This window comes from Stenotrophomonas acidaminiphila, from assembly GCF_014109845.1.
GTDB classification, from domain to species: domain Bacteria; phylum Pseudomonadota; class Gammaproteobacteria; order Xanthomonadales; family Xanthomonadaceae; genus Stenotrophomonas; species Stenotrophomonas acidaminiphila.
The window spans coordinates 136,319-162,680 of record NZ_CP043567.1 but is presented as its reverse complement, the minus strand read 5'-3'; the positions used below and the strand labels follow the sequence as shown (position 1 = coordinate 162,680).

Genomic DNA, 26,362 nt, shown 5'->3' with positions numbered 1-26,362 from the left:
CCGCCGGCGGTCCCCATTTCCCAGCCAAGCCCGGTGACGGGCGTTTTTAGGCGTGGCGTCGCCGCTGCCGGCCGGCGGGGTGGCGACCACCGGACTTTCCAGACCAATCAACAACATCAAGAGGTCTCACATGAGCATCAAGCCGCTGCACGACCGCGTCGTGGTCAAGCCCATCGAAGCCGAGGAAGTCTCTGCCGGTGGCATCCTGATCCCCGATTCGGCCAAGGAAAAGTCCACCAAGGGCGAAGTCGTGGCCGTCGGCCCCGGCAAGCCGCTGGACAATGGCAGCGTCCGCGCCCCGGCGCTGAAGGCCGGCGACAAGGTCATCTACGGCCAGTACGCCGGTTCCACCTACAAGGCCGATGGCGTCGAGTACAAGGTGCTGCGTGAGGACGACGTGCTGGCCGTGATCGGCTGAGCCGCGTTCCAGACGACTCCACAAGACCCCTTAAACCCTGATCCACTGAGGTAAAGCAATGGCTGCCAAGGATATCCGTTTCGGTGAAGACGCCCGTTCGCGCATGGTGCGCGGCGTCAACATTCTCGCCAATGCCGTCAAGGCGACCCTGGGCCCGAAGGGCCGCAACGTCGTGCTCGAGAAGAGCTTCGGCGCCCCGACCATCACCAAGGACGGCGTGTCCGTCGCCAAGGAAATCGAACTGGCCGACAAGTTCGAGAACATGGGCGCGCAGATGGTCAAGGAAGTCGCTTCCAAGACCAACGACAACGCCGGTGACGGCACCACCACCGCCACCGTGCTGGCCCAGGCCCTGATCCGCGAAGGCGCCAAGGCCGTGGCCGCCGGCATGAACCCGATGGACCTCAAGCGCGGCATCGACAAGGCCGTCGTGGCCGCCGTCGCCGAGCTGAAGAACATCTCCAAGCCCACCGCCGACGACAAGGCCATCGCCCAGGTCGGCACCATCTCGGCCAACTCCGACGAGTCGATCGGCAACATCATCGCCGAAGCGATGAAGAAGGTCGGCAAGGAAGGCGTGATCACCGTCGAGGAAGGCTCGGGCCTGGAGAACGAGCTGGACGTGGTCGAGGGCATGCAGTTCGACCGCGGCTACCTGTCGCCGTACTTCATCAACAACCAGCAGGGCCAGTCGGCCGACCTGGACGACCCGTTCATCCTGCTGCACGACAAGAAGATCTCCAACGTCCGTGACCTGCTGCCGGTGCTGGAAGGCGTGGCCAAGGCCGGCAAGCCGCTGCTGATCGTCGCCGAGGACATCGAAGGCGAGGCGCTGGCGACCCTGGTGGTCAACACCATCCGCGGCATCGTCAAGGTCGTGGCGGTCAAGGCCCCGGGCTTCGGCGACCGTCGCAAGGCGATGCTGGAAGACATGGCCGTGCTGACCGGCGGCACCGTGATCTCCGAGGAAGTGGGCCTGTCGCTGGAGAAGGCCACCATCAAGGACCTGGGCCGCGCCAAGAAGGTGCAGGTCTCCAAGGAGAACACCACCATCATCGACGGTGCCGGCGATGCCGCCGCCATCGAATCGCGCGTCAAGCAGATCAAGGTGCAGATCGAGGACACCACCTCCGATTACGACCGCGAGAAGCTGCAGGAGCGCGTGGCCAAGCTGGCCGGTGGCGTTGCCGTGATCAAGGTCGGTGCCTCGACCGAGATCGAGATGAAGGAGAAGAAGGACCGCGTCGACGACGCCCTGCACGCCACCCGTGCGGCGGTCGAGGAAGGCGTGGTGCCGGGCGGCGGCGTCGCCCTGATCCGTGCGGTCACCGCGCTGGCCGGCCTGAAGGGCGCCAACGAAGACCAGGACCACGGCATCCAGATCGCCCTGCGCGCGATGGAAGCGCCGCTGCGCGAGATCGTCGCCAACGCCGGCGAAGAGCCGTCGGTCATCGTCAACAAGGTCAAGGAAGGCTCCGGCAGCTTCGGCTACAACGCCGCCTCGGGCGAGTTCGGCGACATGCTGGAGTTCGGCATCCTGGATCCGACCAAGGTGACCCGTTCGGCGCTGCAGAACGCCGCCTCGATCGCCGGCCTGATGATCACCACCGAAGCGATGGTGGCCGAGGCCCCGAAGAAGGACGAGCCGGCTGCTGCCGGTGGCATGGGCGGCATGGGTGGCATGGGCGGCATGGACTTCTAAGTCCGCCGCAGCCTCACCGCTGCCGTTGCACGAAGGAACCCCGCCGCGAGGCGGGGTTCTTTTTTTGCCCGCGCCCGCCGCTCAGCGCGGCAGGTACGGGCGCACCCACTGCACGATGGCGCTGGCGGGCATGGCGCCGGACTGGCGCGCGAGCTCGCGGCCGTCGTGCAGCAGCACCATCGTCGGGATGCTGCGGATGCCGAAGCGCGAGGCCAGGGCCGGCTCGGCCTCGGTGTCGAGCTTGCCCAGGCGCACCTGCGGCTCCAGCTGCGCGGCCGCCTTGGCGAACTCCGGCGCCATCTGCCGGCAGGGGCCGCACCAGGCCGCCCAGAAATCGACCAGCAGCGGCAGCTGCGAGCGCTGCGCGTGGGCCTCGAAGGCGGCGGCGTCGAGCACCACCGGCGTGGCGGCGAACAGCGGCCGGTGGCAGCGTCCGCACGCGGGCGACTGCTCGCGCCGTGCGGCGGGCAGCCGGTTGATGGCATTGCAGTGGGGGCAGGCGATCTGCAGCAGGGTGTCGGTGTTCATGGCCGGGCCTCGCGGGGCATGGCGGGTGGAGATGGCCACAAGTATCGCGCCCCGGCGGTGAATCCCGGTTGCGGTTGAAACTGTCGCATCGCACAAAAAACCGTGTTATCAATGCTGCCCATGAACGCAACCCGCGCCAGCTTTTACTTCTGGTACTACTTTCCGAAGCCGCTGGCGGAGGAAGGACTGCGCTCACCCTGAAGAAACTTTCAGACGCATTCCCGAAAAGCCGCCAGCGAACCTGGCGGCTTTTTTCATGCCGCCTTCCGCTGGGGCCCCCATCACGCTTGAACCGGAGACCCCGCAATGCCCCCCCACACCGACGACCTTCGCATCCGCCGGCTCGACCCGCTGACCCCGCCGGCCCAGCTGATCTCGCTGCTGCCCTGCGACGAGCAGGCCTCGCAGACGGTGGCCGACGCCCGCGCCGCGCTGCACCGCATCCTGCATGGCCATGACGACCGCCTGGCGGTGGTGGTCGGCCCCTGCTCGATCCACGACCCGGTGGCGGCGATGGACTACGCCCAGCGCCTGCGCCCGCTGCGCGACGCGCTCGGCGGCGAACTCGAAATCGTCATGCGCGTGTACTTCGAGAAGCCGCGCACCACCGTCGGCTGGAAGGGGCTGATCAACGACCCGGACCTGGACGGCAGCTTCAACATCAACAAGGGCCTGCGCGTGGCGCGCGGCCTGCTGCGCGACATCAACAGGCTGGGCCTGCCGGCCGGCGTGGAATTCCTCGACGTGATCTCGCCGCAGTACATCGCCGACCTGGTGGCCTGGGGCGCGATCGGCGCGCGCACCACCGAAAGCCAGGTGCACCGCGAGCTGGCCTCCGGGCTGTCGTGCCCGGTGGGCTTCAAGAACGGCACCACCGGCGACGTGAAGATCGCCGCCGACGCGGTGGGCGCGGCCTCGCATCCGCACCATTTCCTGTCGGTCACCAAGGACGGCGGCACCGCCATCGTCGCCACCCGCGGCAACCCGGACTGCCACGTCATCCTGCGTGGCGGCAAGCTGCCCAATTTCGACGCGGCCAGCGTGCAGGCCGCCAGCGAAGTGCTGGCCAGGGCGCAGCTGCCGGCACGGCTGATGATCGACGCCAGCCACGCCAACAGCAGCAAGAAGCCGGAGAACCAGCCGCAGGTGATCGAGGACATCGCCGGCCAGCTGGAAGCGGGCCAGTCGCGCGTGGTCGGGGTGATGATCGAGAGCCACCTGGTCGGCGGCCGCCAGGACCTGGTCGAAAGCCAGCCGCTGGTCTACGGCCAGAGCATCACCGACGGCTGCATCGGCTGGGACAGCACCGTGCAGGTGCTCGAGCGGTTGGCCGACGCGGTGCGCATGCGGCGCCGTGCGCGGCTGGAGGCGGCGGCCTGAGCGGATGTGACGCCTGTGCTGGCATGCCCGGGCCAGTCACAGTAATTTAAGCAGCGGGAGGCGGCATGCCTCCCGCCTGCTTTGGGGAACAGGGCGCGTCGCGTCCGGCAGGAAGCCGATCAATCACCGTACCAGGGAGAAGGAATGATGCGTACCCTCAGTTTCGCCGTCGCTGCGGCATTGATGCTGGTGCCGGCACTGGCCATGGCCAAGAAACAGGTCCAGGACTCGGGCAGCGGCTGCCTGCAGAATCTGTCGGTGACCGGCGGCTTCACCACCGGCAAGCAGTTCCTGGCAGCGACCGAACACGAAGGTGTGAGCTACGCCGAAGCCTTCCGCAAGACCGTCGCCGCGATCGAGGCCGAGGGCATGGTTTCGGTGTCGCCGAACGAGCGCACCGGCTACATCGCCGCCGAGAACCCGGTGCGTGGTGGCGGTGGCTCGACCGTGCCGCTGCGCACCACCGTGCGCCGCCAGGACGACGGCAGCATCCGCGTGGAGGTGCGCTTCAGCATCAAGGGCGGGCAGATGACCTCGAACAAGGCGGTGGGCGAGGGCATGTGCAAGATCGCCGACGCCGCCAGCCTGTAAACCGCGCGGGCCTGCGCCATGGCCACCGGCTCGTGGTTCCTGTACCTGCTCGAGTGCAGCGGCGGCAGCTACTACGCCGGCATCACCACCGATGTGCAGGCGCGCTTCCAGGCCCATGCGACCGGCAAGGGCGCGCGCTACACGCGTGCGCATCCGCCGCTGCGCGTGCTCGGTTTCCGCGAGTACGCCGACCGTGCCGCCGCATCGCGCGCGGAGTGGCAGCTGAAGCGGCAACCGCGCGGGCGCAAGCTGGCCTGGCTCGAACACGGTGGCCAATGAGGTAGATTCGGGGCATGGCCGTGGTGTCGCGCGGCCATAGCAGCCCGGTTTTTTGCGGGCGTCCGGCCGGACCGGGGCGGCTGCCATGCCGCGGCCCCGCATGCCGGCAACCCCAGCAGCGGAGGAAACCCGATGAATGGTTGGTTCGAATTGCAGCGCAGCAGTGACGACCAGTTCCACTTCGTGCTCAAGGCCGGCAATGCCGAAGTCATCCTGAGCAGCGAGCGCTATACCACGCGCGCGGCGGCGGAGAACGGCATCGCCTCGGTACGCGCGAACAGTGCCGACGACGCGCGCTACGAGCGCAAGACGGCCAGCGATGGCCGTTACCATTTCAACCTCAAGGCGGCCAACCACCAGGTGATCGGCAGCAGCCAGCTGTACGCCTCGCAGGCCGCGCGCGAAGCCGGCATCAACAGCGTCAAGGCCAACGGCCAGACCGCGACGGTCAAGGACAAGACCGCCGGCTGAGCCGGGCGCGCCCGCAAACGCATGAAGCCCGGGAATCCCGGGCTTCATGCGGTGCGCCAGGCGCGGGCCTCAGGCCTTCATCGTGCCGGTATCCAGCCAGCGCTGGTGCCAGGACAGCGCCTCGGGCAGCAGGTGCGGGGTGTGCTTGCCGTAGCTGTCGCGGCAGGCGCGCTCGAAGTAGTCGCTGAGCTGGTCGCGGAAATCCGGGTGCACGCAGTTGGCGATCAGCGTGCGCGCGCGCGCACGCGGCGGCAGGCCGCGCAGGTCGGCCAGGCCCTGCTCGGTCACCACCACCGCCACGTCGTGTTCGGTGTGGTCGACGTGGCTGACCATCGGCACGATCGAGGAAATGCTGCCGTTCTTGGCGGTGGACGGGCTCAGGAAGACCGACAGGAAGCCGTTGCGCGCGAAGTCGCCCGAACCGCCGATGCCGTTCATGATGCTGCTGCCCATGACATGGGTGGAATTGATGTTGCCGTAGATGTCGGCCTCGATCATGCCGTTCATGCCGATGCAGCCCAGCCGGCGCACCAGCTCCGGGTGGTTGGACACTTCCTGCGAACGCATGATGATGCGCTGCCGGTAGAAGTCGATGTTGCGCATGAACTCCTCGGTGGCGGCCGGGCTCAGCGCGAAGCCGGTGCACGAGGCATAGCGCAGCACGCCGGCGCGCAGCAGGTCGAGCATGCCGTCCTGGATCACCTCGGTGAACGCCTCCAGGTCGCGGAAGCCGCTGTTGGCCAGCCCCGCCAGCACCGCGTTGGGGATGTTGCCCACGCCCGACTGCAGCGGCAGCAGGTTGGCCGGCAGGCGGCCGCGCGCCACTTCGTGCTTGAGGAACTCGATCAGGTGCCCGGCGATGCGCTGGCTGTCGGCATCGGGCGGATTGAACGGGCTGTTGCGGTCCGGCGCATGGGTCAGCACCACCGCGGCGATCTTGTCCGGGTCGCAGCGCAGCGTGGTCTGGCCGATGCGGTCGTCGCCGCGCACCAGCGGGATCGGCTTGCGGTGCGGCGGCAGCGCGGTGCCGTAGTAGACGTCGTGCATGCCGTCCATGCCCAGCGGCTGCCACCCGTTGACTTCGATGATCACCTTCTTGGCCAGGTCCAGCCAGGTCTTGTTGTTGCCCACCGAGGTGGACGGCACCAGCGAGCCGTCGGCGTGGATGGCGGAGACTTCCACCACCGCGGTGTCGATTTCGTTGTAGAAGCCGAACCACACGTGCTGGGCGACGTGCGACAGGTGGATGTCCAGGTAGTCCAGCTTGCCGGCGTTGATGCGCTTGCGCGCGTCCGGGTCGCTCTGGAACGGCATGCGCATGGCGATGCCATCGACCTTGGCCAGCGCGCCGTCCAGTTCCGGCGCGGTCGAGGCGCCGGTGAGCAGGTTGATGCGGAATTCCTCGCCGCGCCCGTGCGCCTGCTCGATGCGCTGGGCCAGGCACTGCGGCACCGCCTTGGGGTAGCCGGAACCGGTGAAACCGCTCATCGCGACGGTTTCGCCCGGCTGGATCAGGCTGGCGGCGTGTTCGGCGGAGACGACCCGTTCGCGCAGGCGTGGGTCCAGGATGCGTTCTACAGACATGGAAACGACGTTGGCTCGTGGGGATGGCCGATTATCCCGGATGGCGGGCGCCGAAGGTGTTCTACCTTCGTGGGATGGCATTCGCCCCCGGGGTGCGGTGGTGGCAGGACCGGCCGCAGGCCGTTTCCGGGCCCTGGGCGGTGCCACCGGATTTTTTGCACTGCAGCGTGCAACTTGTACGCCGACCCCGCAGGATCGCCCTGCATCCCGACGTGGGGGAGGGAGCAAAGCCCGCTGGCAGTTCGCTGCCAGCGGGCTTTTTATTTGCGGTCTCCCGGTGCCGTGCTCCGTGCCGCGGTCGGCCTTACAACTGCACCAGGTGCTCGGGCCGCGCGCCCGCTACCGCACTCAGCGCAATGTGCCGGTCGAACGTCACCAGCCGCCCGCCGTGGTGCACCGCAAGCGCGAGCAGGTACAGATCGGTCAACTGTCGCGGACTGTGGATGTAGCCATGATGGAAATGCGTGCGATCCAGCACGCTGATGGCGTCCGGCCAGAACGCATGGAAGCGCGTGGACGTGGAACGCGCCAGCATGCTCACCAGGCTGCCCAGCCGTTGCGGCTTGGCGTATCCGGGCCGGGACATGATGCGCAGGCAACCGTTCTGGGTAAGTGGACAACTGGCCCAGCCATGCGCGATGTGCGTGCGCAGCCACGCCGAACGGCTTCTTCGCGCGGCGTGCCAGCGCCCGGGCGGCAAACAGCACGTCGTCGGCAATGTCGAGGGAGGGCGCATGCGGCTCTCCCTGATGATTGATGCATGATGCTGCCCCACATGACCTGTCGAGCGCCTCCGCTTTCTGTGGGGCAGGCGCCCGGCAATGCCAGAATTGGCCCATGACCTTCCCGACTCCCGACCTGCCCCCGCCCGTGGCCGCCCTGCTCGACCGCGCCATCGCCCGCCTCAGGCTCGCCGCGCCGGATCCGGCGCAATGGCCGCAGGCCCCGGACTTCGAGACCGGCCTGCGGCGGCTGGCGCTGGCCAGCGATTTCGCCATCGACACCCTGTGCCGGCAGCCGGAGCTGCTGGCGCAACTGGACGCCGGCGCGCCGCTGCCGCTGCCCGTGCTGGACCCGCTGCAGCCCAGCGCCTGGCCGGTGCAGCTGCGCCGCTACCGCGCCGCCGCCTCCACGCGGCTGGTCTGGCGTGACGTGAACGGGCGCGACGACGTCGACGCCACCCTGCGCGGCGCCACCCGCCTGGCCGAGGACTGCCTGCAGCTGGCGCTGGCCGCGCTGGAGCAGGAGTTCGCCCAGCGCCACGGCGTGGTCCGCGCCGACGACGGCAGCGCACAGCGGCTGGTGGTGTTCGGGCTGGGCAAGCTTGGCGGCGGCGAGCTGAATTTCTCCTCCGACATCGACCTGGTCTATGCCTACCCGCAGGCGGGCGAGTCCGACGGCGCGCGCGCGCTGGCGGCCGAGGAATACTTCGCGCGGCTGGGCCAGCGCCTGGCGCGGCTGCTGGACGAGACCACCGCCGACGGCTTCTGCCACCGTGTCGACCTGCGCCTGCGCCCGTTCGGCAGTGCCGGGCGGGTGGCGCTGTCCTTTGCCGGCATGGACCAGTACTTCCAGCGCGAGGGCCGCGACTGGGAGCGCTATGCGTGGATCAAGGCACGCGCGGTGGCCGGCGACATCGCCGCCGGCGAAGCCTGGCTGGAAACCCTGCGCCCGTTCGTCTACCGCCGTTACCTGGACTTCACCGCGCTCGACGGCCTGCGCGAGATGAAGGCCGCGATCACCGCCGAAGTCGCGCGCAGCGACCGCTTCGACGACATCAAGCGCGGCCCCGGCGGCATCCGCGAGATCGAGTTCCTCGCCCAGGCGCTGCAGCTGATCCGCGGTGGCCGCGAGCCGGCGCTGCGCGAACGGCGGCTGCTGCCGGCGCTGCAGGCACTGGTGGAGTCCGGGCAGATGGACGCGGCCGATGGCGCCGCGCTGGTCCATGCCTACCGCTTCCTGCGCCGGCTGGAGAACCGCCTGCAGATGCTGCGCGACGCGCAGACCCACCGCCTGCCGGCCGATGCCGACGACCGCCTGCGCATCGCGCTGGGCCTGGGCCACGCCGACTGGGACGCGTTGCTGGTGGCGCTGGACCAGCAGCGCCAATGCGTGGCCACCGAATTCGCCGCGCTGCTGGCGCCACGCCGCGGCCAGGCCGCGCCCGATGCCCTGTCCAGCTACTGGCGGGTGCTGCCGGGCGGTGGCGACGCGGCGGTGCTGGCCGAGGCCGGCTTCGCCGACGCCACCGGCGCCGACCAGTCGCTGCGCGAGTTCGCGCAGTCGCTCGGGGTGAAATCGCTGTCCGACGCCGCGCGCGCGCGCCTGGACCGGGTGCTGCCGGCGCTGCTGCACGCCGCCACCCGCTCGCCGCAGCCCGATGCCGCGCTGCGCCGCGTGCTCGGCCTGCTGCAGGCGATCCTGCGCCGCACCAGCTACCTGGCGCTGCTGGACGAACAGCCCAGCGCGCTCACCCGGCTGGTCAACGTACTGGCGCGCAGCGCGCTGCTGTCCGAACGCCTGGTGGCCTTCCCGCTGCTGCTGGACGAACTGCTGGACACGCGCGTGGCCGGGCCGTTGCCGGAGCCGCAGGAAATGCGTGACGCCTGCGCCGCGGCGCTGGCCATCGACGACCCGGAAGCCGCGCTGCGCGCGCTCAACGAAGTGCGCCTGGCACTGAGCTTCCGCATGGCGCTGGCCTTCCACGATGGCCGCCAGCGCGCGGTGGACTGCACCCGGCAGCTGGCGCAGCTGGCCGACGCCGTGGTCGACACCGTGCTGGCGATGGCGCGTGCCGACCTGGCCGCCGCGCACGGCCAGGTGCCCGGCGGGCGCTTCGCCATCATCGGCTACGGCAGCCTGGGCGGGCTGGAACTGGGCTTCGGGTCCGACCTGGACCTGGTGTTCCTGTACGACCACCCGCCCGCGGCCGAGGAAAGCGACGGCCGGCGCCCGCTGGAGAGCAGCCGCTGGTTCGCGCGCCTGGCGCAGAAGGTGATGGCGCTGCTGTCGGCGGTCACCGCCGCCGGGCGCCTGTACGACATCGACGTGCGCCTGCGCCCGGACGGCGGCAAGGGCGCGCTGGTGTCCTCGCTGGCCAGTTACACCGAGTACCAGCGCGAGCGCGCCTGGACCTGGGAGCACCAGGCGCTGGTGCGCGCCCGCGGCGTCGCCGGCGATGCCGGCCTGCTGGCCGATTTCGAACAGGTGCGCGGCAGCACGCTGGGCCGCACCCGCGACGCCGACACCCTGTTCGGCGACGTGCTGAAGATGCGTGCGCGCATGCGCGCCGAGCTGGACCGCAGCGATGCCGCGCGGCTTGATCTCAAGCAGGGCGCCGGCGGCCTGGTGGACCTGGAGTTCCTGCTGCAGACCGGCGTGCTGGCCGGGGCGGCCAGCGACCCGGCGCTGTGCGGGCCGCGCGAAACCCCGCGGCTGGTCGATGCGCTGGCCGCCAGCGGCTGGCTGCCGCCGGCCACCGCCACCGCCCTGCACGCCGCCCATGCCACCCTGCTCGACGCCGGGCTGGCGTGCACCCTGGACCGGCGCCCGCGCATCACCGTGCCCACCCCGGAGATCGAAAGCGCGTGTGCGGCGATCACCGCCGCGGCGGTGGCGCAGGGGCTGCCGTTCGAACCGGGCAGGGCGGCGGATTGACCGACCGGCCAGCCCCGCGTCGCGCTACATCCGCGCCGGGGCCATCTTCCACAGCAGCGCGCGGAACGGCACCAGCAGGCACAGGCCGATGCCCAGCTTGACCAGCCAGTCGCCCACCGCCCAGCTCACCCACGGCAGCGGCGCGCCGGCGAAGGCGATGGTCCAGAAGATCGCCGTGTCCAGGGTCGCACTGCAGCTGGTGGCCACCGCCGGCGCGCGCCACCAGTTGCCGCGGCGCAGCCGGTCGAACACGGTGATGTCCAGCAGCTGCGCGCAGATGAAGGCCATGCACGAGGCGATCGCGATGCGTGGCGTGGCCACCCATACCGACAGCAGCACCGCCACCGCGAAGCCGGCCCAGGCCACGCGCCGCGCGGCCTGCGGGCCGAAGCGGCGGTTGATCAGGTTGCTCACCAGGAACGCCACCGGGTAGCTGAAGGCGCCCCAGGTCAGCCAGTCGTTGATCGGGTACTGCACCAGCACGTTCGAACCCAGCACCACCGCGCCCATGGCCAGCACGGCCAGCAGCAGCGACAGGGGAGTGAGCGGGGCGAAACGGATCGGGGGCGTCGGGGACATGGCGGCAGACGGGCAACGGGCGGCAACGCCAGGGGGCGTGGCCGCCGGCGGGCGGGAAAACGTGGGTGGCGGTGCCGGAACAGGCAGGCGACAACGGGCCGGCATTGTACCGGCCGCGGCCTTTACCGCCCTTCACCGGTTGCCGTTACCGTTGCCGGGCGCCGGCCTACAGCGTGGTGCTGCGGCTGTCGTCGGCCGCCTCGATGGTCGGCACGAAGGTCAGCACCGCGCCGTCCTCGGCGCGCAGCATCCAGCCGCTCCCGCGCGGGCTGGGGGTGAAGGCCACGGTCTGGCCGGGCACGAAGTTGGCGGCCGGGTTGTCCTCGCGCTGCGGCCACTGCAGGCGCGCGCTGTTCGCCGGGTCGCGCGGGTCCACCAGGGTCACGCTGCGGCCGCCGTCGGCGGTCTGCGCGATCTCCTTGACCTGCATGTCCGGCAGCGGCCCGGCGCTGATCCGGCGGCGGCCGTCGCCGGGCGCGTTGCTGCCCCTGGACAGCTCGCTGGCGCGGTTCATGCCCTCCGCCGACAGGAACACCGGCCCGGAGACCACCATCACCGCGCTGCCGCTGACCAGCAGCACCGAGACGTCGGAGGTGTTCAGGTTGTCGCCGGCGCGTGCCGGGGCGCCGGGCAACAGCAGGGCCAGGGCGAAGGTCAGCGCGGCAGCGGTGGACAAGGGCTTCATGGGGGCGTTCCTGGGGTCACGGGGAAGAAGGGGCGGGCGCGGGGGCCGCGTCGCCTTGGTGGGGAATGCTCAACTCGCGCTCCAGCGCGCCACGGTGGTGCAGGAAATCGAACACCGATTCGACCGTCACCACCGAGTAGTTGCCGGAAATGCGCTCGCTGGCCGGGTGGTCGGTGACCGCCACGTTGTCGGCGAACAGGCGCGCGCCCAGCCGCTTGCCCAGGCCGATGTGCAGCCGTGCGGGGCGGTAGTCGGTGCGCTGCAGCCAGTCGCGCGTCGCGCTGCGCCCGTCCAGCACGCGGCCGTCGCCGGCCCGTGCCATCGCCGCGGCCAGCACTTCCAGCCCCCACTGGTTGGAGTTCTGGTAGTCGGTGCTGCCGGGGTAGGCCAGCATGCTGTAGCGCGGCTGGTGCAGGGCACGTGCCGGCGCGGCGTCGCCCTCCAGCAACGGCGCCAGCGCCGCGCGCACCGCGGCGGTGGGAATGCCCACGCGCAGGTCGGTACGGATGGCGCTTTCGCCCACCAGGTTCACCAGCCCCTCGCGATACAGCGCCGAAGTACCGCCCTGGCAGCGGTTGAGCAGGTGCAGTACTTCCCAGCGGCCGGCCGCGTCGCGCCGCAGCAACGCCAGGTGGCTGTGGCGCAGCCCATACCGGCTCAGGTCCTGGCCGCCGCGCGCGGCAATGGCCACGTCCACCCCGGGCAGGGCATCCAGGGTGTCGGCGGTGAGCGCGGCCATGTCGAACATCGCCGCCATCGTAGTGGGCGGCGGGTAGCGCGGGGCGCAGGCCGGCGGCTGTGCGGCCGCGGCCGGTGCCAGCGTGGCCACGCACAGGGCCAACAGCGCGGGAAGGTGGGGGATCATCGGGGCGCATCCTTGCAGGGGCGGCGTAAAGAAGGGTTACAGGCCGAGCCGCGCCTTCACCTCGGCGGCGATGCGCGGGGTTTCGCGCAGCGGTTCGATCGGCTGCAGCGGATCGGCCTGCAGCGCGTCCAGCCCGTCCAGCAGGCGCCCGCGCGCGCGCAGGGCGCGCTGGAAGCGCAGCATGCGCGCCTGCGCGCGCTGGCCCAGCAGCACGCCCACCGGTACCCGGGTGGCGCAGGCCTCGGACAGCAGGTTCACCGAATCGGGCGTGCACACCACCCGGTCGGCCCAGCCCAGCAGGCCGGCATACGGGTTGCTGCCGTCGCCGCCGTCGCTCCAGATCACCCCCGGCACGTCATCGAACGCATGCAGCAGTGCCTGGGTCACCGGCCGCGGCGTGCGCCGCGAGGTGGTGGCCAGCACGCTGCCACCCTCGGCGCGGATGCGCGCGGCCAGTTCGCGCAGCACCGGCACGATCTCCGCCTGCTGCCACGGCGCATGGTCGGTGGGGCCGCCCACCAGCAGCGCGGTACGCGGCCCGGGCAACTGCTCGAAGCTGGCGAACGCGGCGCGGCCGCAGGCCAGCCAGTCGTCGGTCACCGGGTTCAGGCTGCCCAGCAGGGTCAGCACGTTGCCGCCGCGCAGGCGGTCATGCTCGGGCACCACCACCAGGTCCCAGTGGCGGGCGTTGATGCGCGGGTCCAGGATCTGCACCGTGCGCGTGCCACGCCCGCCCAGCACCCGCAGCGCGCCGGCCGCCTGGCGGCCGCAGCCGATCGCCAGCGCCGGTGCCGGCCCGGTGGCCAGTTGTTCGAAGGTCGGCCCAAACCCGCGTGCGGCACCGGGCAGGGTGCGCGGCGCCAGCCAGCGCCACGGCGCGCGCGGCTCCAGCTGCAGCCGCTGCTGGCCGCCCAGGCGCAGCGCCGAAGCCAACGCCACGGCCTGGCGCACGTTGCCGGCGCGGCCGTCGGTGATCGTCCAGGGAAGCGTCGATCGTTTCGCGTGTGGCATTAATTCGTTTCAGTCAGGCCGGGTGTTGCAACAGTCGCGACGCCCTACACTGCGCCCTCTGCTGCGGTGGCATTGTCCGGGGCTTGCCCGCACAAGGCCACGACCGTAGCCAATCCATCACGGAGTTTCCATGTCTGATGTTCTTGCCGATGCCGCGCTCGACCAGCTGTTCCGCACCGCGCGCACCCAGAATGCCTTCCAGGACCGCCCGGTCGAAGACAGCCAGCTGCGCGCGCTGTACGACCTGCTGAAGTGGGGCCCGACCGCGGCCAACTCCACGCCGGCGCGCTTCGTGTTCGTCAAGTCCGCCGAAGCCAAGCAGAAGCTCGCCCCGGCCCTGTCCGAAGGCAACCTGGCCAAGACCCTGGCCGCGCCGGTCACGGTGATCGTCGGTTACGACGAGGATTTCCACGAAAAGCTGCCGTACCTGTTCCCGCACACCGACGCCAAGTCCTGGTTCGACGGCCCGCGCGAAGGCCGCCACGAGGCCGCCTTCCGCAACGGCAGCCTGCAGGGCGCCTACCTGATGATGGCCGCGCGCGCGCTGGGGCTCGACGCCGGCCCGATGTCCGGCTTCGACAACGCCAAGGTCGACGCCGCCTTCTTCGCCGGCACCGCCATCAAGTCCAACTTCCTCGTCAACCTGGGCCATGGCGATCCGTCCGGCGTATTCCCGCGCCTGCCGCGCCTGTCCTTCGACGAAGCCGCGCGTATCGTTTGACCGCTCCACCCCGGCGCCGTCACGCCTGCGCCGGCATGCTGAAAAGACCGCTCCCGCCTTCTCATCCCGCATCCCAGGAGACACCCATGTCCACCGTCACCAAGCTGCTGCTCCCGCTGGCCCTGGCCGCCGCCATCACCGCCTGCTCCAAGCCGGCCGACACCGCTGCCCCGGCCGCCCCGGCCGACACCACCGCTGCCGCCCCGGCCGAAGCCGCCGCCCCGGCCGCGCCTGAAGTGGCCCCGATCCAGGTCGCTTCCGGCACCTACACGCTCGACCCGACCCACACCGACGTGCTGGTACAGTGGACCCACATGGGCTTCTCCAACCCGAGCGCGCACTTCGGCAACGCCGACGGCACCCTGGTCTACGACGCCGCCGACGTCAGCAAGTCCAGCGTGGAAGTGACCCTGCCGCTGTCGGGCCTGAACGCCTTCACCGCCAAGTTCGACGAACACCTGCGCAGCGCCGATTTCTTCGACGCCGCCAAGTTCCCGACCGCCACCTTCAAGAGCACCAAGGTCGAAGCCGCCGGCACCAACAAGCTCACCGTCACCGGCGACCTGACCGTCAAGGGCACCACCAAGCCGGTCACCCTGGACGTCACCATCAACGGCGCCGGCGAACACCCGATGCTGAAGCTGCCGTCGGTGGGCTTCGACGCCACCACCACCCTCAAGCGCAGCGACTTCGGCGTGGGCGCCTACGCCCCGGCGGTCAGCGACGAGGTCAAGGTGCGCATCACCACCGAAGCCTCGATCCCGAAGGCCGAGTAAGCCGCCACCGGGCACGTCCCGGCCGGCAACACGCACAAGGCCCGCCAATGGCGGGCCTTGTGCTTTTCATCGCGGCCGCATCGGCGCCGCGCCGTGGTGCGCCGGTGGCTCAGCGCAGCGCCTGCAGCCACGCCACCACCGCCTCGCTCGGCGACTGCCTGGGCTTCAGCGCCAGCCCGCTGGCCTGCACGAAGGTCTGCGCCACCTGCGCCAGCCGCTGCCGCGCGATCAGCATCACCTGCTTTGCCGCCGCCTGCTGTTTGCGCAGCTGCACGATATGGATCGACGGCCGCCCGGCCGGTGCGTACTTCTGGTCGCGGCGCAGCACGTCGGCCACCTGCGCCACTTCGTGTTCGGCCTGCAGCAGCTGCTGCTGCGCCTGCACCAGCGCCCGCAGCGGCGCGCGCAGCGCCTGCGGCTGCGCAAACCCGGCCAGCAGCGCATCGCACGGGCCATCGTCGGCCACGCGTGCCTGCAGGGTATCCATCACCGCCATCGTCAGTTTGCCCACGTTGCCGCCTGTTCCGTCATGACCGGGCGCGATTGTCGCATCGCCCATGCGCAAAAGGCCCGTCGGGGGCGGGCCTTTGCTCGCTTGTCGTTTGTTGCTCGTGGTGCGGCGGGGCGTTTACTCGCAGCGCACCGCGGTGATGGTGTTGTCCGCGTCCAGGAACACCCGCAGCCGGTCCTGGCGGATATCGCGGCTGACGATGGTGGCCGGGCCGATCGGATTCACCAGCCCGGCGCCGCTCTCGCGCGCCAGCCGGCGCATGTTGGCCTCGTTGCCCGGCTGGCCCACCGCCCACTGCAGCTGCGAGGCATCGCAGCGGCCATCGCCGGCCACGGTCGGGCCGGGGGTGGACAGGCAGCCACCCAGGCCGGCGGCGAGCAGCACGGCGGTGGCGGGAACAAGCAGCAGGTTCAGCGGGCGCGGGGTCATGGCAGGCAACCGGATCAACTGCCCGCAGCATAGCAGCGGGCGCCTGCCGCGGCGTCGTGGTGCGGGCGGCTCAGTCGGCATCGCCGGGGTGCGCCTTCCAGTACCCGGTGGCGCGGATCCAGTCCGCCGGCACCTGCAGGTACTCGGCAAAGAACTGCCGCATCGCCCGCGCGCGCCGCGATTCCAGCGCGATCCAGTAGTACGCATCGCCGTCGGGCACTTCGAAATCCACCAGCGCGTCCTCCAGCAGGGTGCTGCTGGCCGCGTCCACGCCATTGCGCTCCAGCCACGACACGCGCACCTGCGCGGCGCTGGGCAGCGGCTGCCGGTCGGCCTCCTCGGGGATCTCGATCAGCACCTCGGCCTGCGCGTGTTCCGGCAGTTCCGCCAGGCGCCGGGCGATGGCCGGCAGCGCGGTTTCGTCGCCGATCAGCACATAGTCGTCGTAGTCGTCGGCCACCTGGTAGGAACCGCGCGGCCCGGCCACCACCAGCGCATCGCCCGGCTGCGCACGCAGCGCCCAGCCCGATGCCACGCCGTGGCCGTGCAGCACGAAATCCAGCACCAGCTCACCGGCCGCGGCATCGTGCAGGCGCGGGGTGTAATCGCGGCTGGGCGAGGGCGCCAGCCCGTCCGGGTAGCGTGGGCCCTGCGCGGTCAGCTCCGGCAGCACGAACGCGCCCTGCGCATTGGGGAAGAACAGCTTGACGTGGTCATCCGGCCCCGGGCTGTCGAAGCCTTCCAGGGCATCGCCGCCCAGCACCACGCGCTGCATGTGCGGGGTCAGCCGCTCACTGCGCAGCACCTGCAGCTGGCGGAAGCGCGGGGTCAGGGAAATCCGTCGGTTTTCGTGCAATGACATGGGAATGGCTCGTCAGAAGTAGGGTCAGAGTCGGTTTTTCGCCGCGTCGCCGTGCGCATGTGCGGCCGCCTGGTCCAGCAGCGCGGCCACGTGCGCGGCGTCGGCGTCCTGCCAGCGGCCGTTGCGCGCCACCAGCGCCTTCTTCAACCGCTGCATGGCCGCGCGCACCGGCGGCGGCAGGCTGGCCTTGGCCATGGCGCGCGCGCGCTCACGGGCGCGCCGCTGCGCCGCCTCCACCTCGGCCGCGTGCAGCGCCAGCTGCGCCAGCCCGGTTGCGGTGATGCGGTAGCGCCTGCGGCCGCCATCGGCCTCGGCCACCACCCAGCGCTGCTTTTCGAAATCGGCCAGCAGCGGGTACACCGAGCCGGCGCTGGGCACGTACATGTGCATGAACATCTCGCCCACCTGCTGGATCAGCTCATACCCGTGGCGCGGCGCCTGCCCAAGCAGCGCCAACAGCAGCAGGCGCAGGTCGCCACGGCCGAGCGCGCGGGCGGTGGGGTGCTGGCGGGGGCTGGAAGAGGCGGCAGGCATGGGTTTTCGATATATCGAACAAGCCAATGACGATATATCGAAAACTACCCGTGCGCAAACCTGCCGCAGCCCCGGCCCGGGCCGCTGTCGTCGCGCTGACCCGCCGCCGCGGCAGTGTTGCCCTTTGCCTGCATGCCCGCGGCAGGGCGTGCCGACGGGACACGCTGTTCCGCCGCCACGCGCCGCAGTGGCCGCGCGCTGCCGTTGCCAACGCCGGTGCCGGGGCATGCGGGCAAGCCAGTGCGGGGCGTCGCGGCTGTCCGCCGCTGTCCCGGCAACGGCCAACGCACTGTCGCGCGTTGTCCGCCAGACACCGCCGCCGGCACGCCCATACGCAGGCGTAGCCAGCTTCGCAGGCGGGCGGGTGCGCTACACTTTGTGGCTCAAAACTACTGAACAAGCGCGCGCGTGCGTGCCGTACCTGGGAGCGCCAATGAACTGGTTGAATGAAGTGCTGCACAACGACCCGAACCCCCTGGAAACCCAGGAGTGGATCGAGTCGTTGAAGGCCGTTATCGATGTCGAGGGCCCCGAGCGCGCGCATCAGTTGCTGGAAGGCATGGTTGAGCTGACCCGTCGTTCGGGCGCGTTCCTGCCGTTCTCCCCCACCACCGAATACGTCAACACCATCGAGCCGCAGCTGGAGGCCAAGAGCCCCGGCAACGCCGAGCTGGAATGGCGCATCCGTTCCATCATCCGCTGGAACGCCATGGCCACCGTGGTGCGCGCCAACCGCAAGCCGGGCGACCTGGGCGGCCACATTGCCTCCTTCGCCTCCGGCGCCACGCTGTATGACGTGGGCTTCAACCACTTCTGGCGTGCCCCCAGTGACAACCACCCTGGCGACCTGCTGTTCATCCAGGGCCACAGCGCCCCGGGCATCTACGCCCGCGCCTTCCTGGAAGGCCGCATCAGCGAGCAGCAGCTGGACAAGTTCCGCATGGAAGTGGACGGCGGCGGCCTGTCGTCCTACCCGCACCCGTGGCTGATGCCGGACTTCTGGCAGACCCCCACCGTGTCCATGGGCCTGGGCCCGCTGGCGGCCATCTACCAGGCGCAGTTCATGCGCTACCTGGAAAACCGCGGCCTGATCGAGAAGTCCGACCGCAAGGTGTGGTGCTTCATCGGCGACGGCGAAAGCGACGAGCCCGAAACCCTGGGCGCCATTGCCCTGGCCGGCCGCGAAGGCCTGGACAACCTGATCTTCGTGGTCAACTGCAACCTGCAGCGCCTGGACGGCCCGGTACGCGGCAACGGCAAGATCATCCAGGAACTGGAAGGCGTGTTCCGCGGCGGCGGCTGGAACGTCATCAAGCTGCTGTGGGGCTCCTACTGGGATCCGCTTCTGGCCAAGGACACCAACGGCGTCCTCAAGAAGCTGATGATGGAAACCGTCGACGGCGAATACCAGAACTGCAAGGCCTTCGGCGGCGCGTACACGCGCGAGCATTTCTTCGGCAAGTACCCGGAAACCGCCGCCATGGTGGCCAGCCTGTCCGACGACGACATCTGGCGCCTGAACCGCGGCGGCCATGACCCGCACAAGGTGTACGCCGCCTACCACCAGGCGGTGAACACCAAGGGCATGCCCACCGTCATCCTGGCCAAGACGGTCAAGGGCTACGGCATGGGCAGCGCCGGCGAGGCGCTCAACCCCACCCACCAGACCAAGAAGCTGGACGACGAAGCGGTGCGCCACTTCCGCGACCGCTTCAACATCCCGGTCACCGACGAACAGCTCAAGGACGGCCAGGTGCCGTTCTACCACCCAGGCCCGGATTCGCCGGAAGTGCGGTACCTGCAGGAGCGCCGCGCCGCGCTGGGCGGCTACCTGCCGCAGCGCCGCCGCAAGGCCGACAAGTCGTTCAACGCGCCCAAGCTGGAAACCTACGAGCGCCTGCTCAAGGATTCGGGCGAGCGCACCTATTCCACCACCATGGCCTTCGTGCAGACGCTGAACATCAGCCTGCGCGACAAGGAACTCGGCCCGCGCCTGGTCCCCATCGTCGCCGACGAAGCCCGCACCTTCGGCATGGAAGGCCTGTTCCGCCAGATCGGCATCTACGCCCCGTACGGCCAGAAGTACAAGCCGGTGGATGCCGACCAGCTCATGTACTACCGCGAAGACCAAAGCGGCCAGGTGCTGCAGCAGGGCATCAGCGAGCCGGGCGCCATCGCCTCGTGGATGGCCGCCGGAACCAGCTACTCGGTCAGCAACGTGCCCATGCTGCCGTTCTACATCTACTACTCGATGTTCGGCTTCCAGCGCGTGGGCGACCTTGCGTGGCAGGCGGCGGACATGCGTACCCGCGGCTTCCTGCTGGGCGGCACCGCCGGCCGCACCACGCTCAACGGCGAAGGCCTGCAGCACGAGGACGGCTTCAGCCACATCGTGGCCGGCGGCATTCCCAACGTGCGCAGCTACGACCCCACCTTCGGCTACGAAGTCACGGTGATCCTGCAGCATGGCACCAAGGCCATGATGGAAGACCAGGTCGACGAGTACTACTACATCACCCTGATGAACGAAAACTACACCCACCCGGCCATGCCGGAAGGTGCAGCCGACGGCATCATCAAGGGCATGTACCTGCTCACCGACGCCGGCAAGCCCAAGAAGGGCGAACTGCGCGTGCAGCTGCTGGGCAGCGGCACCATCCTGCGCGAAGCCATCGCCGCGGCCGAACTGCTGGACAAGGACTTCGGCGTCACCGCCGACATCTGGTCCTGCCCCAGCTTCAACGAGCTGCGCCGCGACGGCTTCGACGTCGAACGCTGGAACCGCCTCCACCCGGAAGCCGAACCGCGCAAGGCCTACGTCACCCAGCTGCTGGAAGGCCGCCAGGGCCCGGCCATCGCCGCAACGGACTACGTGCGTGCCTACGCCGACCAGATCCGCGCCTTCGTGCCGATGACCTACTCGGTACTGGGCACCGACGGCTTCGGCCGCTCCGACACCCGCGCCAACCTGCGCCGCTTCTTCGAAGTGGACCGCTACTACATCGCCCACGCCGCCATCGCCGCGCTGGCGAAGGACGGCAAGATGACCGCGAAGGACGTGGCCCGGGCGATCAAGCAGTACAACATTGATCCGGAGAAGGCGAATCCTGTCGGGGTTTGATGATTTAGTATTAAATGCAAAGAAAGGGCGGCCATTGGCCGCCCTTTTTGTTTATAGACGATATGTCTGCTGTGATGCTAGTTTCAAGATGGGTCGCCTCGGCATTGTGAATTTGCGCCGTAGGTCTGCGCCTAGTTAGTTTTGTAGCGTTTTTTATAGGGGGCGTGATGGTTGCTGTTAAGAGTGTGGGTGTCCGCAAGGGGCAGTTTGAATTTGGCGGGGCTAGCATTGACGGAAATGTGGTGTCTGTAATAACTGGGCCAAATGGTGCGGGCAAGACGGATATTCTTTGTGCGATTGCCGAAAACATTCGATCCGATAGCTACTTCCCGAATGGAATTAGCGGTGTTGTGTCGAGATTGATCTGTCAAACATTTAGTCCTTTTTCTCGCTTCTCGGAAGGGCATGGTCGCGAAGGGGGAGTGGCAAGCTCTTATCGAGATGGATTGGATGATCTTTCTTTTTATATTTCTTTGGGGATTACAAAAAGCAAGCCATTTAGATCAAGTAGAGTTGCTGTCGAGGTTCTTGAGCGAGCTATCCTCGGTGTAAGTCAAAGCGAAGAGCGCGCTAATCATTTTTTCCGCTTTCTCTCTGCGGTCGGATTTCTTGAGCGATGCGCAATTAATTTTAGATTTTATCCAGCAGCCTCAAGGTTTCTAAAAGCGATGCGAAGAGGTGAGCGCTTTGCTCAGGAGGTGGTTCGTTCGGGTGAAGGCAAGCGGGCGTTATCGGAGTTGCGAAGGCAGATTGATCTGGATGGCTGGCGGGAAGTATTTGAGGTTATAGACGTTTCATTGTCGACTATTGGGGAATCTAGTCGAGAAGTTTTAGTGGATTTTGGCAGGGATGCAGTTGGGTCTTCTTTGGCATTTGCCAGGTTCCAAGCATTATCAGTTCTGCGGCGATTGAAAATGGTGGATGTTAATGAGGTGCGGGTGTTTAGAAAGAGTGGTGAGGCGTTGGGTATTACCTCGACCAGCTCTGGTGAGCAGCAGTTTCTTTGCTCAATGCTTGGCTTGGCGGGAACTGTTAGAAATGAATCCATTATTCTTATTGATGAGCCGGAACTAAGCCTGCATCCTCGGTGGCAAATTGATTATGCTGGCCACCTTATGGAGTTGCTGAAGCTGGTTGGCGGTTGTCATGTATTAATTGCAACACATTCGCCACTTATTACGCAGGGATTTCTGAATCATGGATGTGAGGTGATTTCTCTGCGCGCGAAAGGAGGCGGGCAGTCAATAAATAGGATGGCAAAATCCGTAGAGGGGGTTCTTGTGGATGTCTTCGATTCCCCGGTTCCCTCCAGCTTATATCTTGCTGATGAGCTGATGAGGATCATTTCGCTGGACCAGGAATCAGGGTGTTCGAAGGAGGATGCTCTGGATAGGTTGAATGCTTTAGAGCATACCTTTCTTGAAAGTCCTGAGGATATAAAGCTCATTAGAGATGCAAAAAGATTGGTGTCGGATGATGAATAGAACTATTGCATATGTGCCTAGCGATAACGATGTGGGTGTCCCTGTGGTGATATACCGCCGCGTGGTTGAGGGGCTTGTGGAGGGGAATCATTGGTCAGATCCGCCGCCGCACCTTGCTGATGACTTGAAGTCAATTAAAAAGGCTCTTAAGGGGCACTTCTATAATTGTCAGTCGCGACGCTGTTGCTATTGCTCTATCGAGTTGCCGAATCACGGGGCGTCTATCTATTTGGATCACGTTATTTCACGCCGAGATCGTCCGGATTTTATGCTGTCGCTCAATAATCTTGGGGCGGCGTGTGGTCCTTGTAATGGGTCAAAGTCCGCTAAGCCGGTACTGATTGAAGGACTTGATGTTGCGGGGGTGGTGAATGTGCCTATGGATTCGGGCGCGTATATTCTTGTTCATCCACAGTTGGACGAATGGGCTGATCATTTTGAGTTGGATGAATTTTCCCGCATAAGAAAGACTACGGATAAGGGGGGTAAGACTATTGAGATGTGTGGTATAGATAAGTTAAATGCTGCGCGTCTTTCGGATCACTTTGCATCGAGAGATCGTGCTGAAGTTGTCAAGGTCATAACTAAGGTCGGCTCTTATAAACAAAGAGCAAGAAAACAACGCGCTATCCAGTTATTGCGAGATCTTGCGTATAGAGGGTCTGACAAGGCTAGAGTTGCAGTGGCCAGGATTGAGATGGAGGTGATTTGATGATTGGCTCTATGTGTGCGGACGGGACTTAATAAGTGAATGTTGATCATTTTTCTTTGCTCTAGGCTGGGCATCTATTTGATGGTGTTTTCCCGACTGCAACTAATTTCCGGGTTGGTGCGAGGGGTTGGTGGCCGGGCGGGTAATGAGGAATGTAGGTAAATTCCCACACGAATTTTGTGTACTGTGGTGTTGACACGACATTGAATTGGTAGCAATCTCGCCCCCAAGGAGCGTCGAAACTCCTCACAGAGCGGTACCCACCTCCGTCAAACCGGTGGGTTTTTTGTGCCCAATCCTGCGGGCGCAAGCCGACGCGATGCCTGCGTCGGGAGGGCGGCTAATACAACACCCTTCGGGGAAATACGCCCGCCGACTCTGTGCGGTTTCGAACCTCCCGACATCCCGTCGCCTTCGGGCGGCGGTACTTGGCGTATTCCAGGAGGGCGTTGCCATGTACACCGCACCATCCCCGCCGGCCCCCATGCCGGGCTACCTGTTGCCCGAGGGCGCGCACGCCCTGCTGCTTGAAGTGGGCGACGTCATGCAGCGGCTGGCCGCACTGGCGGCCACCGAGCAGGGCAACCACGATCTCACCGCGCACCTGCTGTGCCAGCCCGGCGTGCTGGCGCAATGCCTGCGCAGCCTGTCCCTGCGCATCAACGTCGCCCTGCGCGAATGCAGCGGCGACGCCCAGTCCGCGCGCGACGCGCAGGAGTCACCATGAGCCGCCGCCGCGCCCCCGCCACCTCGCGCGCCAAGCGCCCGGCCCGCCGCGATACACGCACCCTGGCCCAAACGCTACTCGATGCCTTGCCGCCCCTGCCGCCGCCCGACCTCCAACTCGATCCGCTCCCCACCCGCCGCGGCCGCCTGAGCGCACCCCGCCGCCCACGCCAGCCCCGCCAGTGCACCGTCAGCTGCACGTACTACCCCGGCGCCCACGGCCACGGCGGCGACCAGCCCGTCCCGCACCTGCGCCTGAGCGGCCTGTGGCTGGAGCAGCTGGGCTTTGCCATCGGCGCCAAGCTGCGCATCACCGCGCAGGCGGGACGCCTGGTGATCGAGTTGCCGGCGTGATCAGCGGTGTGCCGGGGTGGAGGGGCGCCGCCGATCCACCTGACCACGTGGATCGGTGAGCCATGGGCGGTCAACTGACGGTCTTGTCCGCACAAGGAATGCCGCCGCCGGTAGGCTGGGCCCCAGGTGGACCTTTCCGGATTACGAGACCCGGTGGGCGGCGATATAGCAACTGAAACCCGCTACAGCCAACGCTTGAATATCGCGCCTTACTGCAGAAGGTGCTATCTCGAAAGCTCCGTTTTGCGTAATGATGCTTCCAATGGCACGGGTTTCGTTGGCGGCCGTTACCTGAAGCAGATGCGTTGTTCTGGCCGGGAACGCACGTAAGCCCGGTCACGGCAGCCAAATGCAAAGGCGCCCTCGGAGGCACAGAAGAAGAATGCTTGGCGTTTGAGAGACGGAGGCGGCAATGCGGTTGCGCTACATCGCTTTCATGGCTCTGCTTTGCAGCCCGCTGCTTGCATGGGCGCAGACAGCGCATGAATTTCGTGAGTGGGAAGCCATCGAGGCTAGAGCATTCGAGCGCCTACCTGGCACCGTGCTTTCGTACGCTAGCTCAATCGGCTGCAACGTCTCGTTCAATCCAAACAACATAGTGCGTTGGAAGGAAGAGCCTGGGGTGAGGTACATAGCCTTGGTCACGCTCGACGTGGGCTGTTCCGGCGGTTCCAGAAGTTGGAGGTCGATAGTTCTGGGCATACGGCAAGGAGCAAATGCAGCGCTGCTCATCCATCCAGACTATTCCCTGCCAACGCTCACTTCGAACGCGTTCCCGCAGATGATCGACTCCATTTCGGCTACATCGCGCGGCGTCCGGTTTGCGGGGCGTGTCCCGCAAGGGAATGACAGCGCGAACAGTCCGTCAAGGCGTGTAGAAGGAACCATCGGGTGGAACGGAAAGGGGTGGGACGTTCGGCGCTGATAAAGGCCTGCTCCTGCCCGGAACAGCCAGAAACCGCCGGCGATCGGCGCGCTGTCCATTCTCCATCAGCGCACCACATGGCCACCTGAGCATGCCGCGTTGCCCACGCCAGCCCCGCGAGCGGCACGTACTACCCCGGCGCCCACGCCCACGGCGGCGACCAACCCGTCCCACACCTGCGCCTGAGCGGCCTGTGGCTGGAGCAGCGGGGCTTTGCCATCGGCGCCAAGCTGCGCATCACCGCGCAGGAGAGGGGGGGGCTGGTGATTGAGCTTCCGGCATAACTTAGGGGGCGCGTGGCTTTCAACCAAGATGACCCGGACCTAGCAACCGATAGCAAAAGGCATATCTCAACGCTATGCAGAGAGGTTCTATCCGCTGTGTGCGTGTGGAGCTTTAGTGTAGAAGTGGTTTGCAAGCACACTAAAGCTGGCTGTACGGAGGCCGATATGTTGTAGAGCCATGCTATGAGGTTGAGATGGGAACGGAACTGGCATATAGCGAGCAATTCAACGATGTTGTCAACGCCGAGCGTGCCTACGAGCTTTACTGGGCTAATGTCATCACTGACAAGCGGGCGTTCCTTTGTTCGGAGTATGAGAGCGGCTGCCCCGCAAGATATACCTGCGCGAACATGGATACCGAGCAGCTTCAGTTGAAGCAAGTGCCACATTTTCGTAATCAAACCGGCAGCATGCCCCACATGAATGGCTGCCCGAATTTATTCGAACAAGAAGCAAGAGGAAGAGGTAGCGATGTAGGGCAGGCATCTGAGGCTGGCCAACCAGCCCCTGATCGATTTCTACTAACACGCCCAGCGGGCCACTTCGCAATCCGTGAGCGCGTGGTGGCAGGTGGTATTGGGGTGGGGTGTGGGCACAACGAGGATAGGGGAGGTGGAGGCAAGCGTAGTCGGGGTGCTGAGCTCTATTCGCTGGCCGGACTGGTTTCGCGTTGGTTGAAGGCCCGTCGGGACAATGTTGATAGCAAGCTGATCGTCAGTGCAGGTACGCAGGGCCCGATGACTTACCGAGAGATGTTCGAGAACTTCTTTGTGAAGCGTCCCTCTCTCTCCGGCGAAAAACGAGTGTATTGGAGCAAGGCGTGGATTAATGCGACCCCCAAGGGTCATCGAATAAGGTTTTGCACATCGGTCAACGCAATCAATGGTCAGGAGTTGGAATATCCCATCTTTCCCTCCGCAATGATCTGGAAAAATGTGCTGGCCGAATCGGAGATGAAGAAGCTGCATACCAGGCGGCTCATTCGATTTTCTGATACTAAAAAGCCATGTGTTGTCTTTATCTGCGGCGCCCCAAAGCTGCAGGAGAGAGATGGCAGAAAGTTCATTAATTTCGAGGTGGGGAGTCTGGATCACCTGGATGTGCAAGGGGTTGACCTATTTGAGAGGATTCGGCGCGCTAAGAAATAGAGTGGGCATACTCCTGTTTTTACCT

Annotated in this window: 26 protein-coding genes and 1 pseudogene; 16 read left to right on the top strand and 11 right to left on the bottom strand. The window is 66.8% G+C overall.

From position 1 onward, the window contains the following. The first annotated feature begins 130 nt into the window (after positions 1-130). Entirely contained in the window at positions 131-418 is a 288-nt protein-coding gene (locus F0P95_RS00965; RefSeq protein ID WP_054667743.1) for a co-chaperone GroES, read from the top strand. A 58-nt stretch (positions 419-476) separates the two neighbouring features. Further along, positions 477-2,120, top strand: a complete 1,644-nt coding sequence (gene groL, locus F0P95_RS00960; RefSeq protein ID WP_054667742.1) for a chaperonin GroEL — start codon at positions 477-479, stop codon at positions 2,118-2,120. A gap of 81 nt (positions 2,121-2,201) precedes the next feature. On the opposite strand, the gene trxC is transcribed toward groL, so the two are convergent. Next, a complete protein-coding gene (trxC, locus tag F0P95_RS00955; protein ID WP_182335354.1) occupies positions 2,202-2,648 on the bottom strand; it encodes a thioredoxin TrxC in 447 nt (148 codons plus the stop codon). A 306-nt stretch (positions 2,649-2,954) separates the two neighbouring features. Between trxC and F0P95_RS00950 the strand changes: the two genes are divergently transcribed. The 4 genes from F0P95_RS00950 to F0P95_RS00935 all read left to right on the top strand — a co-directional run bounded on the left by F0P95_RS00950 (position 2,955) and on the right by F0P95_RS00935 (position 5,369). After that, positions 2,955-4,028: a 3-deoxy-7-phosphoheptulonate synthase gene (locus F0P95_RS00950; RefSeq protein WP_182335353.1), complete on the top strand. Its 1,074-nt coding sequence runs from the start codon at positions 2,955-2,957 to the stop codon at positions 4,026-4,028. Positions 4,029-4,175: 147 nt separating this feature from the next. Next, a complete protein-coding gene (locus F0P95_RS00945; protein WP_152985094.1) occupies positions 4,176-4,619 on the top strand; it encodes a hypothetical protein in 444 nt (147 codons plus the stop codon). 18 nt (positions 4,620-4,637) lie between these two features. Beyond that, complete coding sequence (locus F0P95_RS00940; RefSeq protein WP_054667736.1) at positions 4,638-4,898, top strand: GIY-YIG nuclease family protein; 261 nt, start codon at positions 4,638-4,640, stop codon at positions 4,896-4,898. 132 nt (positions 4,899-5,030) lie between these two features. Further along, positions 5,031-5,369: a YegP family protein gene (locus tag F0P95_RS00935; protein WP_182335352.1), complete on the top strand. Its 339-nt coding sequence runs from the start codon at positions 5,031-5,033 to the stop codon at positions 5,367-5,369. 69 nt (positions 5,370-5,438) lie between these two features. Here the strand turns inward: F0P95_RS00935 and scpC are convergent, their stop codons facing one another. Next, on the bottom strand, positions 5,439-6,953 hold the full coding sequence (gene scpC, locus F0P95_RS00930) for a succinyl-CoA:acetate CoA-transferase ScpC (protein WP_056932486.1): 1,515 nt from the start codon (positions 6,951-6,953) through the stop codon (positions 5,439-5,441). Between the two features lie 304 nt (positions 6,954-7,257). Continuing rightward, entirely contained in the window at positions 7,258-7,689 is a 432-nt protein-coding gene (locus F0P95_RS00925) for a PIN domain-containing protein (protein ID WP_182335351.1), read from the bottom strand. Between the two features lie 101 nt (positions 7,690-7,790). Here F0P95_RS00925 and glnE point away from each other — a divergent pair, with 101 nt between their 5' ends. Further along, positions 7,791-10,610, top strand: coding sequence for a bifunctional [glutamate--ammonia ligase]-adenylyl-L-tyrosine phosphorylase/[glutamate--ammonia-ligase] adenylyltransferase (gene glnE / locus F0P95_RS00920; protein ID WP_182335350.1), 2,820 nt, complete (start codon positions 7,791-7,793; stop codon positions 10,608-10,610). 24 nt (positions 10,611-10,634) lie between these two features. Here glnE and F0P95_RS00915 read toward each other — a convergent pair whose 3' ends face one another. From F0P95_RS00915 to F0P95_RS00900, 4 genes are all read right to left on the bottom strand, one after another. Beyond that, positions 10,635-11,189 carry a queuosine precursor transporter gene (locus F0P95_RS00915; RefSeq protein ID WP_182212700.1) on the bottom strand — a complete coding sequence of 185 codons (555 nt, stop codon included), beginning with the start codon at positions 11,187-11,189 and terminating at the stop codon, positions 10,635-10,637. Positions 11,190-11,355: 166 nt separating this feature from the next. Further along, positions 11,356-11,874 carry a hypothetical protein gene (locus tag F0P95_RS00910; protein WP_182335349.1) on the bottom strand — a complete coding sequence of 173 codons (519 nt, stop codon included), beginning with the start codon at positions 11,872-11,874 and terminating at the stop codon, positions 11,356-11,358. A 16-nt stretch (positions 11,875-11,890) separates the two neighbouring features. Beyond that, positions 11,891-12,739: a DUF2145 domain-containing protein gene (locus tag F0P95_RS00905; RefSeq protein ID WP_182335348.1), complete on the bottom strand. Its 849-nt coding sequence runs from the start codon at positions 12,737-12,739 to the stop codon at positions 11,891-11,893. Positions 12,740-12,775: 36 nt separating this feature from the next. Beyond that, complete coding sequence (locus tag F0P95_RS00900; RefSeq protein ID WP_056932847.1) at positions 12,776-13,750, bottom strand: mitochondrial fission ELM1 family protein; 975 nt, start codon at positions 13,748-13,750, stop codon at positions 12,776-12,778. 130 nt (positions 13,751-13,880) lie between these two features. On the opposite strand from F0P95_RS00900, the gene F0P95_RS00895 reads away from it, so the two are divergent. Continuing rightward, positions 13,881-14,471, top strand: coding sequence for a malonic semialdehyde reductase (locus F0P95_RS00895; protein WP_056932846.1), 591 nt, complete (start codon positions 13,881-13,883; stop codon positions 14,469-14,471). Positions 14,472-14,557: 86 nt separating this feature from the next. Then, on the top strand, positions 14,558-15,247 hold the full coding sequence (locus F0P95_RS00890; protein ID WP_082595147.1) for a YceI family protein: 690 nt from the start codon (positions 14,558-14,560) through the stop codon (positions 15,245-15,247). A 109-nt stretch (positions 15,248-15,356) separates the two neighbouring features. On the opposite strand, the gene F0P95_RS00885 is transcribed toward F0P95_RS00890, so the two are convergent. The 4 genes from F0P95_RS00885 to F0P95_RS00870 form a co-directional block, all read right to left on the bottom strand. Next, complete coding sequence (locus F0P95_RS00885) at positions 15,357-15,758, bottom strand: hypothetical protein (protein WP_182335347.1); 402 nt, start codon at positions 15,756-15,758, stop codon at positions 15,357-15,359. A 117-nt stretch (positions 15,759-15,875) separates the two neighbouring features. Beyond that, positions 15,876-16,187, bottom strand: coding sequence for an I78 family peptidase inhibitor (locus tag F0P95_RS00880; protein WP_182335346.1), 312 nt, complete (start codon positions 16,185-16,187; stop codon positions 15,876-15,878). Between the two features lie 70 nt (positions 16,188-16,257). Beyond that, on the bottom strand, positions 16,258-17,049 hold the full coding sequence (locus F0P95_RS00875) for a siderophore-interacting protein (RefSeq protein WP_182335345.1): 792 nt from the start codon (positions 17,047-17,049) through the stop codon (positions 16,258-16,260). A gap of 24 nt (positions 17,050-17,073) precedes the next feature. Further along, positions 17,074-17,583 carry a PadR family transcriptional regulator gene (locus tag F0P95_RS00870; protein ID WP_056932842.1) on the bottom strand — a complete coding sequence of 170 codons (510 nt, stop codon included), beginning with the start codon at positions 17,581-17,583 and terminating at the stop codon, positions 17,074-17,076. A 433-nt stretch (positions 17,584-18,016) separates the two neighbouring features. Here F0P95_RS00870 and aceE point away from each other — a divergent pair, with 433 nt between their 5' ends. The 7 genes and pseudogenes from aceE (at position 18,017) to F0P95_RS00835 (ending at position 26,337) form a co-directional block, all read left to right on the top strand. After that, complete coding sequence (gene aceE / locus F0P95_RS00865) at positions 18,017-20,704, top strand: pyruvate dehydrogenase (acetyl-transferring), homodimeric type (RefSeq protein ID WP_182335344.1); 2,688 nt, start codon at positions 18,017-18,019, stop codon at positions 20,702-20,704. A gap of 167 nt (positions 20,705-20,871) precedes the next feature. After that, positions 20,872-22,188: an ATP-binding protein gene (locus F0P95_RS00860; RefSeq protein WP_182335343.1), complete on the top strand. Its 1,317-nt coding sequence runs from the start codon at positions 20,872-20,874 to the stop codon at positions 22,186-22,188. Next, positions 22,157-22,900 carry an HNH endonuclease gene (locus F0P95_RS00855; RefSeq protein ID WP_182335342.1) on the top strand — a complete coding sequence of 248 codons (744 nt, stop codon included), beginning with the start codon at positions 22,157-22,159 and terminating at the stop codon, positions 22,898-22,900. Before F0P95_RS00860 ends, F0P95_RS00855 begins: the two co-directional genes overlap by 32 nt. Positions 22,901-23,354: 454 nt before the next feature. Beyond that, positions 23,355-23,627: an XAC0095 family protein gene (locus F0P95_RS00850; protein ID WP_182335341.1), complete on the top strand. Its 273-nt coding sequence runs from the start codon at positions 23,355-23,357 to the stop codon at positions 23,625-23,627. Continuing rightward, on the top strand, positions 23,624-23,980 hold the full coding sequence (locus F0P95_RS00845; protein ID WP_182335340.1) for a SymE family type I addiction module toxin: 357 nt from the start codon (positions 23,624-23,626) through the stop codon (positions 23,978-23,980). Before F0P95_RS00850 ends, F0P95_RS00845 begins: the two co-directional genes overlap by 4 nt. Before the next feature lie 989 nt (positions 23,981-24,969). Then, positions 24,970-25,189, top strand: a pseudogene (locus F0P95_RS17715) (SymE family type I addiction module toxin). 194 nt (positions 25,190-25,383) lie between these two features. Then, positions 25,384-26,337: a hypothetical protein gene (locus F0P95_RS00835; RefSeq protein ID WP_182335339.1), complete on the top strand. Its 954-nt coding sequence runs from the start codon at positions 25,384-25,386 to the stop codon at positions 26,335-26,337. Positions 26,338-26,362: the final 25 nt, after the last annotated feature.

Coding starts and splice junctions, on each gene's coding strand:
- F0P95_RS00965 (WP_054667743.1), top strand. CDS start 131: ATGAGCATCAAGCCGCTGCACGACCGCGTCGTGGTCAAGCCCATCGAA.
- groL (WP_054667742.1), top strand. CDS start 477: ATGGCTGCCAAGGATATCCGTTTCGGTGAAGACGCCCGTTCGCGCATG.
- trxC (WP_182335354.1), bottom strand. CDS start 2,648: ATGAACACCGACACCCTGCTGCAGATCGCCTGCCCCCACTGCAATGCC.
- F0P95_RS00950 (WP_182335353.1), top strand. CDS start 2,955: ATGCCCCCCCACACCGACGACCTTCGCATCCGCCGGCTCGACCCGCTG.
- F0P95_RS00945 (WP_152985094.1), top strand. CDS start 4,176: ATGCGTACCCTCAGTTTCGCCGTCGCTGCGGCATTGATGCTGGTGCCG.
- F0P95_RS00940 (WP_054667736.1), top strand. CDS start 4,638: ATGGCCACCGGCTCGTGGTTCCTGTACCTGCTCGAGTGCAGCGGCGGC.
- F0P95_RS00935 (WP_182335352.1), top strand. CDS start 5,031: ATGAATGGTTGGTTCGAATTGCAGCGCAGCAGTGACGACCAGTTCCAC.
- scpC (WP_056932486.1), bottom strand. CDS start 6,953: ATGTCTGTAGAACGCATCCTGGACCCACGCCTGCGCGAACGGGTCGTC.
- F0P95_RS00925 (WP_182335351.1), bottom strand. CDS start 7,689: ATGCGCCCTCCCTCGACATTGCCGACGACGTGCTGTTTGCCGCCCGGG.
- glnE (WP_182335350.1), top strand. CDS start 7,791: ATGACCTTCCCGACTCCCGACCTGCCCCCGCCCGTGGCCGCCCTGCTC.
- F0P95_RS00915 (WP_182212700.1), bottom strand. CDS start 11,189: ATGTCCCCGACGCCCCCGATCCGTTTCGCCCCGCTCACTCCCCTGTCG.
- F0P95_RS00910 (WP_182335349.1), bottom strand. CDS start 11,874: ATGAAGCCCTTGTCCACCGCTGCCGCGCTGACCTTCGCCCTGGCCCTG.
- F0P95_RS00905 (WP_182335348.1), bottom strand. CDS start 12,739: ATGATCCCCCACCTTCCCGCGCTGTTGGCCCTGTGCGTGGCCACGCTG.
- F0P95_RS00900 (WP_056932847.1), bottom strand. CDS start 13,750: ATGCCACACGCGAAACGATCGACGCTTCCCTGGACGATCACCGACGGC.
- F0P95_RS00895 (WP_056932846.1), top strand. CDS start 13,881: ATGTCTGATGTTCTTGCCGATGCCGCGCTCGACCAGCTGTTCCGCACC.
- F0P95_RS00890 (WP_082595147.1), top strand. CDS start 14,558: ATGTCCACCGTCACCAAGCTGCTGCTCCCGCTGGCCCTGGCCGCCGCC.
- F0P95_RS00880 (WP_182335346.1), bottom strand. CDS start 16,187: ATGACCCCGCGCCCGCTGAACCTGCTGCTTGTTCCCGCCACCGCCGTG.
- F0P95_RS00875 (WP_182335345.1), bottom strand. CDS start 17,049: ATGTCATTGCACGAAAACCGACGGATTTCCCTGACCCCGCGCTTCCGC.
- F0P95_RS00870 (WP_056932842.1), bottom strand. CDS start 17,583: ATGCCTGCCGCCTCTTCCAGCCCCCGCCAGCACCCCACCGCCCGCGCG.
- aceE (WP_182335344.1), top strand. CDS start 18,017: ATGAACTGGTTGAATGAAGTGCTGCACAACGACCCGAACCCCCTGGAA.
- F0P95_RS00860 (WP_182335343.1), top strand. CDS start 20,872: ATGGTTGCTGTTAAGAGTGTGGGTGTCCGCAAGGGGCAGTTTGAATTT.
- F0P95_RS00855 (WP_182335342.1), top strand. CDS start 22,157: ATGCAAAAAGATTGGTGTCGGATGATGAATAGAACTATTGCATATGTG.
- F0P95_RS00850 (WP_182335341.1), top strand. CDS start 23,355: ATGTACACCGCACCATCCCCGCCGGCCCCCATGCCGGGCTACCTGTTG.
- F0P95_RS00845 (WP_182335340.1), top strand. CDS start 23,624: ATGAGCCGCCGCCGCGCCCCCGCCACCTCGCGCGCCAAGCGCCCGGCC.
- F0P95_RS00835 (WP_182335339.1), top strand. CDS start 25,384: ATGGGAACGGAACTGGCATATAGCGAGCAATTCAACGATGTTGTCAAC.